5 protein-coding genes and 1 pseudogene are annotated in these 5,217 nt (G+C 67.4%); all 6 read left to right on the forward strand.

The genetic code is table 11. The annotated features are described in order from the left end of the window. Nucleotides 1-263, forward strand: a pseudogene (locus G3N97_RS39830) (hypothetical protein); the annotation flags it as partial. A gap of 141 nt (nt 264-404) precedes the next feature. Then, a complete protein-coding gene (gene hpnJ, locus G3N97_RS36210; RefSeq protein WP_205997604.1) occupies nt 405-1,826 on the forward strand; it encodes a hopanoid biosynthesis associated radical SAM protein HpnJ in 1,422 nt (473 codons plus the stop codon). Beyond that, nucleotides 1,823-2,713, forward strand: a complete 891-nt coding sequence (gene hpnK / locus G3N97_RS36215) for a hopanoid biosynthesis-associated protein HpnK (RefSeq protein WP_205997605.1) — start codon at nt 1,823-1,825, stop codon at nt 2,711-2,713. Before hpnJ ends, hpnK begins: the two co-directional genes overlap by 4 nt. Continuing rightward, the gene (locus G3N97_RS36220; protein ID WP_205997606.1) at nt 2,707-3,786 is read left to right on the forward strand and encodes a lysylphosphatidylglycerol synthase domain-containing protein; all 1,080 of its coding nucleotides are present in this window, start codon (nt 2,707-2,709) and stop codon (nt 3,784-3,786) included. The genes hpnK and G3N97_RS36220 overlap by 7 nt, the downstream gene beginning before the upstream one ends. A gap of 80 nt (nt 3,787-3,866) precedes the next feature. After that, entirely contained in the window at nt 3,867-4,448 is a 582-nt protein-coding gene (locus G3N97_RS36225; protein WP_205997607.1) for a hypothetical protein, read from the forward strand. 115 nt (nt 4,449-4,563) lie between these two features. Next, the coding region (locus tag G3N97_RS36230; RefSeq protein ID WP_205997608.1) for a patatin-like phospholipase family protein at nt 4,564-5,217 on the forward strand (654 nt) is incomplete at its 3' end.

Genomic DNA, 5,217 nt, shown 5'->3' on the forward strand with positions numbered 1-5,217 from the left:
TCAGCGGTGGCTGGCGCGTGTTCTGGCGCGATTTGCCGCTCGTGCCGCTGCGCGACGCGTTGCTGCTGCTGCAGTGGCTCGCGGCCGTGTTCGGCTCGCATGTGGTCTGGCGCGGCGTGCGCGTGCCGGTCGCCAATCCCGAAACGGGCGAGGCGGGCGGGGCCGGACACACGGGTGTCACGCCGACCGTGTCCACTGCGCGCGAGCCGCGTGTGAGCGCATCGCGGCGGCGCGCGGTCGTCGAGGTCACGGATGGACGCTGACGGACACCGACGCACGCGGATGGCGGCTGAACAGAACACGCCTACGAACCTTTCATCGCGCGCGACGCCGGCCGGAACCGGCGCCCGCGCGCGCACGCTTTCAAGCTCAATTGACTCAAGGATTGCCGGAGCACTCATCTCATGAAAACGCTGTTTTTGCAGGCCCCGTCGTATGACGGCTTCGATGGCGGCGCGGGTTCGCGCTATCAGGCGAAGCGCGAGATCCGCTCGTTCTGGTATCCGACCTGGCTCGCGCAACCCGCGGCGCTGGTGCCGCAGAGCCGCGTGCTCGACGCGCCCGCCGACGGGATCGGCGTGGAGGACACGCTCAAGATCGCGATGGATTACGACCTCGTGATCATCCACACGAGCACGCCGTCGTTTCCGACCGACGCGCTGTTCGCCGAGGACCTCAAGAAGCGCAAGCCGTCGCTGCTGGTCGGCATGGTCGGCGCGAAGGTGATGGTCGATCCGCACAACTCGCTCACGGCGTCCGACGCCATCGACTTCGTCTGCCGCGAGGAATTCGACTACACCTGCAAGGAAATCGCCGAAGGCAAGCCTTTCCCCGAAATCAAGGGCTTGAGCTGGCGCGCGAAGGACGGCTCGATCGAGCACAACGAAGCGCGTCCGATCCTCGAGAACATGGACGAGCTGCCGTTCGTCGCGCCGATCTACAAGCGCGACCTGAAGATCGACAACTACTTCATCGGCTATCTGAACTACCCGTACGTGTCGATCTACACGGGCCGCGGCTGCAAGTCGCGCTGCACGTTCTGCCTGTGGCCGCAGACGGTCAGCGGCCATCGCTATCGCACGCGCTCGGTCGAGAACGTGATCGCCGAAGCGAAATGGATTCGCGACAACATGCCCGAAGTGAAAGAGCTGATGTTCGACGACGACACCTTCACCGACGACCTGCCGCGCGCCGAAGCCATCGCCATCGGCCTCGGCAAGCTCGGCATGACGTGGTCGTGCAACGCGAAGGCGAACGTGCCGTACAAGACCCTCAAGGTCATGAAGGAAAACGGCCTGCGTCTGCTGCTCGTGGGCTTCGAATCGGGCGACGACCAGATTCTCGTGAACATCAAGAAGGGCGTGCGCACCGACTTCGCGCGCCGCTTCAGCGCGGACTGCAAGAACCTCGGCATCAAGATTCACGGCACCTTCATTCTGGGTCTGCCGGGCGAGACGCAGGAGACCATCAAGAAGACCATCGAGTACGCGAAGGAAATCAATCCGCACACGATCCAGGTCTCGCTCGCCGCGCCGTATCCGGGCACGACGCTCTACAAGCAGGCCGTCGAAAACGGCTGGATGGAAGAGAACAAGACCATCAATCTGGTGAGCAAGGAAGGCGTGCAGCTCGCGGCGATCGGCTACGCGCATCTGTCGCGCGAGGAGATCTATCACCACCTCGAACAGTTCTATCGCCAGTTCTATTTCCGTCCGTCGAAGATCTGGGAAATCGTCCGCGAAATGCTGACGAGCTGGGACATGATGAAGCGCCGTCTGCGCGAAGGCGTGGAGTTCTTCCGCTTCCTGCGCGCCCACGAGGCATGATGCAGCCGCGCGCGCGCGCGCTGATTTTCACCGCCGACGATTTCGGCCTGCACGAGCGGGTCAACGCGGCGGTGGAGCGCGCGCATCGCGATGGCGTGCTCAATGCCGCGAGCCTGATGGTGGCCGCGCCCGCCGCGGCCGACGCGGTGGCGCGCGCGCAACGCCTGCCGACGCTGCGCGTGGGTCTGCATCTCGTGCTGGCCGACGGCGCGTCGATGCTGCCGCGCGCGCGCATTCCCGCGCTCGTCGACGCGCAAGGCCGTTTCGGCGACAACATGGTGCGCGACGGCTTTCGCTTCTTCTTCCTGCCGCACGTGCGTGCGCAGCTCGCGCTCGAAATCCGCGCGCAGTTCGAGGCGTTCGCGGCGACGGGCCTCGCGCTCGATCACGTGAACACGCACAAGCATTTTCATCTGCATCCCACGGTGCTGTCGCTGATTCTGTCGATCGGCCGCGAGTATGGTTTGCGCGCCGTGCGTCTGCCGCTGGAAGCGGGCGCGCCCGCCGCGCTCAAGCCGTGGCTCGCGCTCGTGCGTGCGCGCCTCGCGCGGGCGGGCATCGCGCATAACGACTACGTGGTCGGCATCGCGAACACGGGCGCGATGGACGAAGCCGTGCTGCTCGACGCGATCGCGCGTCTGCCCGCGCAGGGCGTCGGCGAAATCTACTGCCATCCGGCCGAAGCGCCGGCGGCGGGCGAGGGGCCGATCACCGCGTCGATGCAAACCTATCGCCACGCCGACGAACTCGCCGCGCTGATGTCGCCGCGCGTCGCCGCCGCGCTCGCGCGTGCGGGCGTGCGCCACGGCGGCTTTACCGACGTGTTTTTCGATGGCCATGACGGCGGCACGGCGGCGCGGTTCGCGGAGGCACGGGCGTCATCATGAAGTGGCTTCAATGGCTGGGCTTGCCGGTCGGGATCGCGATTCTGATCGGCCTCGTGGTTCACGACGGCGCGCAGGACGTGATGCGCGTGATCGGCGCGGCGGGTCCGGTGCTGCTCTGGCTCGTGCCGTTCCATGCGCTGCCGCTGCTGCTCGACGCGCACGCGTGGCGTCTGCTGCTCGACCGGCGCGCGCCGCTTCCTTTCCTCTGGTGGGTCGCCACGGTGCGCGAAGCCGTCAACCGGCTGCTGCCCGTCGTGGGCGTCGGCGGCGAGCTGGTCGGCATTCGCCTTGCGCGCTGGAAGTTGCGTGAGCCGCGCGAGGCGAGCGAAGTGACGGCATCGGTGATCGTCGAGGTCTTCGTGACGATCGCCGTGCAGTACGCGTTTTCGGCGCTCGGCGTGGTCTTGATCGTCGCGGCGACGGGCGATGGCGGCTCGTTGCGCACCATCGTCACGATCGCGCTCGCGCTCGTGCTGAGCGCGCCGCTGCCGGTGCTCGCGGTCGTGCTGCTGCGACGCGGCGGCGTGTTCCATGCGATCGAGCGCTGGGCCGGGCGGCTGTTCGGCGAAGAAACCTGGCAGAAGCTCGGCATCGACGGCCAGCGGCTCGACGCCGATCTCGACGCGCTGATGTCGCGCACGGGCCTGATGTTCCGCGCGTTCTTCTGGCAGCTCGGCGGCTACATGCTGGGCGCGTTCGAAACCTGGTGGGCGCTTTCGCTGCTCGGCCATCCGGTCTCGGTCGGCGACGCGCTCGCCATCGAAGCCATCACCCAGGCCGTGCGCCACGCCGCCTTCATGGTGCCCGCGGGCCTCGGCGTGCAGGAAATCGCCGTGGTGCTGCTCGCGCAACTGTTCGGCGTCAGTCAGGACGTGGCGTTTTCGCTCGCGCTCGTCAAGCGCATGCGCGAAGTGGTGTTCGGCGTGATCGCGCTGATTTCCTGGCAGGCCGCCGAGATCACGCGTACGCGTCGCGCGCTGCATGGCGGCGCGCCGGAGCGCGTCGGGCTGCGCGCCGTTGCGCGCGTTGCCGAACCTTCGAAGCGGTCTTCGGGACACGACCGGCGTCATTGACGGTACATTGTGGCTATTCAGCGTGCGCCGCGCTTCGCGGCCGGCGCACGCGCAAGCCCATGTTGACGCCTCACCCGGACATGCCTTCCCCATCCAGATCCACGCGGACGCTGACGGCTGCGTGCGCCGCGCTGGCGGCGTTCACGCTCGCCGGCTGCGACGACCGCCAGTTCGACGCCATGCTCGATTCGTTCCGCCAGGGCTTCAAGGCCTTCTTCGATTCGGTGAAGCCCGACGCGCTGCTGCTCAAGGGCCTCACGCCCGGCGTGTCCACGCTCGAACAGGTGCGCGAGCAGATGGGCAAGCCCGAGACCGAGCGCCTGTTCGACGACGGCTCGCGCCGCCTCGAATATCCGCGCGGCCCGCAAGGGCTCAAGACCTTCATGGTCGACATCGGGCCGAACGGACGGCTCGTGGCCATCACCCAGGCGCTCACGGCGGAAAACTTCGCGAAGGTGCGTATCGGCATGAGGCAGGACGAGGTGCGCGCGCTGCTCGGCAAACCGGGGCAGATAGCGGCCTACCGGCTCAAGCGGGAGACCGTGTGGAGCTGGAAATGGTACGAGGGCGGCGTGACGCCGGAGGCGTATTTCAACGTGCATTTCGGCCCGGACGGCCTGGTCTCGACGACGTCGCGCTCGGACGTGATACGTGGACATTAAGGTCGACACTAAGGTGGACACTGAGCGCGGGCATTGAACGAATCGGCGCAAAACACAGACAAAACGCCATGACTCTGAAACAAGACAGGCAACAGGCACGCGGGAGGCGGGCATGGTGACGCAACGACGACGCGCCCGCCGCGTGGGGCTCGTGCTGGGCGGCGGGGCGGCGCGCGGCTGGGCGCATATCGGCGCGATCCGCGCGCTGGAAGAAGCGGGCATCCGGCCCGATGTGGTCTGCGGCACCTCGATTGGCGCGCTGGTGGGCGCGGTCTATGCGAACGGCGATCTCGACTGGCTCGAAGACTGGGTCGGCAAGCTCACGTGGCAGACCGTGGTGCGGCTGCTCGATCTGCGCTTTTCGGGCGGGCTGCTAGGCGGGCGCAAGGTCATCGACCTGTTCGCGAAGCAGTTCAACGGCCGCGCGATCGACGATCTCAAGATGCCGTTCGCGGCGGTCGCGACCGAACTCGATACGGGCCGCGAGGTCTGGCTGCGCGAGGGCGGCGTGGTCGACGCGGTGCGCGCCTCGATTGCGATTCCGGGCATTTTCACGCCGATCTGGCACGACGGTGTGTGGCTCGTGGACGGCGGGCTCAGCAATCCGGTGCCGGTGTCCGCCGCGCGTGCGATGCGCGCCGACACGGTGATCGCCATCGACCTCAATCACGACATTCTCAACGGCCGCGATCTGGGCGGCGCGATCGACACGGTGCCGCGCGCGGTGCCGGGCGCCGCGCGCCGCGCCGTGACCGACGGCGTGCTGCCT

Origin of the sequence: Paraburkholderia sp. Ac-20347, from assembly GCF_017104805.1 — a bacterium.
Lineage (GTDB): Bacteria > Pseudomonadota > Gammaproteobacteria > Burkholderiales > Burkholderiaceae > Paraburkholderia > Paraburkholderia tropica.